4 protein-coding genes and 1 pseudogene are annotated in these 2,368 nt (G+C 73.3%); all 5 read left to right on the top strand.

Going from position 1 to position 2,368, the window contains the following annotated elements:
* The coding region (locus ESO86_RS15555) for a hypothetical protein (RefSeq protein ID WP_165308012.1) at positions 1 to 134 on the top strand (134 nt) is incomplete at its 5' end.
* Between the two features lie 103 nt (positions 135 to 237).
* On the top strand, positions 238 to 789 hold the full coding sequence (locus ESO86_RS15550) for a DEAD/DEAH box helicase family protein (protein WP_129235780.1): 552 nt from the start codon (positions 238 to 240) through the stop codon (positions 787 to 789).
* A gap of 45 nt (positions 790 to 834) precedes the next feature.
* On the top strand, positions 835 to 1,266 hold the full coding sequence (locus ESO86_RS15545; protein WP_129235779.1) for a DUF1801 domain-containing protein: 432 nt from the start codon (positions 835 to 837) through the stop codon (positions 1,264 to 1,266).
* Positions 1,267 to 1,389: 123 nt separating this feature from the next.
* A complete protein-coding gene (locus ESO86_RS15540) occupies positions 1,390 to 2,151 on the top strand; it encodes a GntR family transcriptional regulator (protein WP_129235778.1) in 762 nt (253 codons plus the stop codon).
* A pseudogene (locus tag ESO86_RS15535) lies at positions 2,148 to 2,368 on the top strand (hypothetical protein); the annotation flags it as partial. The gene ESO86_RS15540 and the pseudogene ESO86_RS15535, both read left to right, overlap by 4 nt.

Genomic DNA, 2,368 nt, shown 5'->3' with positions numbered 1-2,368 from the left:
CGGCCCCGGTCTCGCACGTCGGTTCGGGGATGCTTCGCGGCCTCGCCGTGGCCGACGTCGTGCTCGTCGTCCCGCCGGGCGGCGTCGCGGCGGGCGCATCGGTCGAGGCGCTGCCCCTGCCCTGGTCGGGTTGAGGACCCGGCCGACGTGCCCGGGCGGGCCCAGCACTGCGCCCACGAGATCCACCTGCACCGCTCGGGTGCGCGGCCGAATCACTCCACGTCCTAGAGTCGCGACATGCGGATCGTCGTCTCCGGGACCCACGCGAGCGGGAAGAGTACGCTCATCTCCGACTTCTCCGTCCGCCACCCGGAGTTCGCGGTGCTGCCCGATCCGTTCGAGCTCGTGGACGAGGCGTGGGACGCCCCGAACGCCGGCCTGTTCGCCACGCAGCTTCGCCTCTCCGCGTCCCGGCTCCACCCGGACGAGTCCGCCGAGCAGTTCATCGCCGAGCGCGGCCCCATCGACTTCCTCGCCTACCTGCACGCCCTGGACGAGCTCGCAGGCACGTCCGTCCCACGCGATCTCCTGAAGCGATCGGAATCGGTCACCCGCGAGGCGCTCCAGCACGTCGACCTCCTGGTCGTCCTGCCGCTCACGACGATGGATGGGACCGCCGCCGGTGCTGACGAGCACCTGGCGCTCCGAGACGCGATGGACGACGCCCTCCTCGATCTCATCGACGACCCCGACGTCGTCGGCGAACGTCCGGAAGTCATCGAGATCACCGGGAACCGGAACCAGCGGCTGGCCGCCGTCGAGGCTCTGGCCGTCGGGCCGAACAGGTGACGCCCACGCCCCCGGCGCGTCCGCGGCGGGTGGCAGGATCGAGGCATGGAACGCACCGATCGCGACGTCGACGAACTCCTGGCGGTGCAGCGTGGCGAGCGGGCCGACGACCTGCGAGCGCTCGACCGCATCATCGCTGCCGAGTTCGCCGGGCTCGAACGCGTGCTCTGGGAGGGCGTCTTCTGGGGCGGGACCGAGCAGGCGATCATCGGCTACGGCGCGATCACCCAGTCCCGCCCGAAGGGGGGAGCGGTCGACTGGTTCCTCGTCGGGCTCGCCGACCAGGCGAAGCACCTGAGCGTCTACGTGAACGCCGCTGAGGAGGGCGCCTACCTGGTCCAGCGACACGCGTCCGAGCTCGGGCGCGTGAAGGTCGGGTCCGCCGCGATCGCGGTTCCGAGCCTCGATCGACTCGACCTCGAGGCATTCGTCCGGGTGCTCCGGAGGGCGAGGGAGCTGACGCCCGACGTGCGCTGAGCCGCGTCGCGGTCGGCGGCGCGAGGCGTCGTCCGAGGGGTTCGCCCGCGGTTCACCGAAGCTTCACCGTCCTGTCGCATCGTGCCCACCCCGCGGAATGCGCCGACTCCGTACGGTCGAGGCATGTCCACCGAGCTGCCGCTCCACGAGCGGGTGCACGACACCCTGCGCGAGCGCATCGGACGCGGCGACTGGACCGCGGGCATGCGACTGCCGAGCGAGGCGGCGCTGTGCCGCGAGTTCGGGACGAGCCGCGGTCCGGTGCGCCGGGCGCTCGCGGTGCTGCGCGAGGAGGGGTACGTCGTCGGGGGCCGGGGGCGGCCCCCGCTCGTCGGGCGCGTCGTGCCGACGCAGCCGTTCTCGACGTTCACCTCGTTCACCGAGTGGGCGCGCGCGATCGGGCGCGAGCCGGGGCAGCGGACCCTCGAGGCGGGTGCCCGGCCGGCTCCCTCGACCGTCGCGGGCTTCCTCGGGCTCGACGAGGGTGCGACGGTGACCCAGGTGGTTCGCGTACGACTGCTCGACGGCGTGCCGACGATGGTCGAGCGCAGCTCGTTCCCGCCCGAGATCGGCGCGCTGCTCGACGACCTCGACTGCGATCGGGGCTCGTTGCACGCGCACCTCGTGTCGCGGGGGGTCGACCTGCGACGCGCGCGGCACACGATCGACGCGGTCGCCGCCAACCCCCTCGACTCCGAGCTCCTCGAGGTCGACGCCGGCAGCCCGCTCCTCCGCGAGCGCCGCATCACGTTCGACTCGGCGCGTCGACCGCTCGCCTACGCCGACGACCGGTACCGGCCCGAGCTCGCGACCTTCACGATCGAGAACGAGGTCGACCGTCGCACCCCGCTCACGCGATCGCACCCCGCCGAGGCGGATCGATGATCACCCTCGCCGTGCTGGCCTTCGAGGGTGCGGTGGTCCGGCGGTCGACGGATGCCGCGGCGCCGCCGCTGCCCGTCAGGGGCGTCGAGTCGACGCTCGCCGAGCTGCGCCGCCGGGGCGTGCGCGTCGTGCTGGTGTGCGAGGGACCGCACGGGGTCGCGGTCGACGCGCTCGCTCGCCTCGGCTGGTCGGTGTCGGGCGACCTCCGCGCGCCGGG

The organism is Agromyces binzhouensis (assembly GCF_004135055.1).
In the GTDB taxonomy this organism is placed as follows: domain Bacteria; phylum Actinomycetota; class Actinomycetes; order Actinomycetales; family Microbacteriaceae; genus Agromyces; species Agromyces binzhouensis.
The sequence above is the reverse complement of the archived record's forward strand: the minus strand, read 5'-3'. Positions and strand labels throughout refer to the sequence as shown.

What these genes read in the sequence shown, in the direction of transcription:
- ESO86_RS15540 (WP_129235778.1), top strand. Translation starts at nt 1,390, where the DNA reads ATGTCCACCGAGCTGCCGCTCCACGAGCGGGTGCACGACACCCTGCGC.
- ESO86_RS15545 (WP_129235779.1), top strand. Translation starts at nt 835, where the DNA reads ATGGAACGCACCGATCGCGACGTCGACGAACTCCTGGCGGTGCAGCGT.
- ESO86_RS15550 (WP_129235780.1), top strand. Translation starts at nt 238, where the DNA reads ATGCGGATCGTCGTCTCCGGGACCCACGCGAGCGGGAAGAGTACGCTC.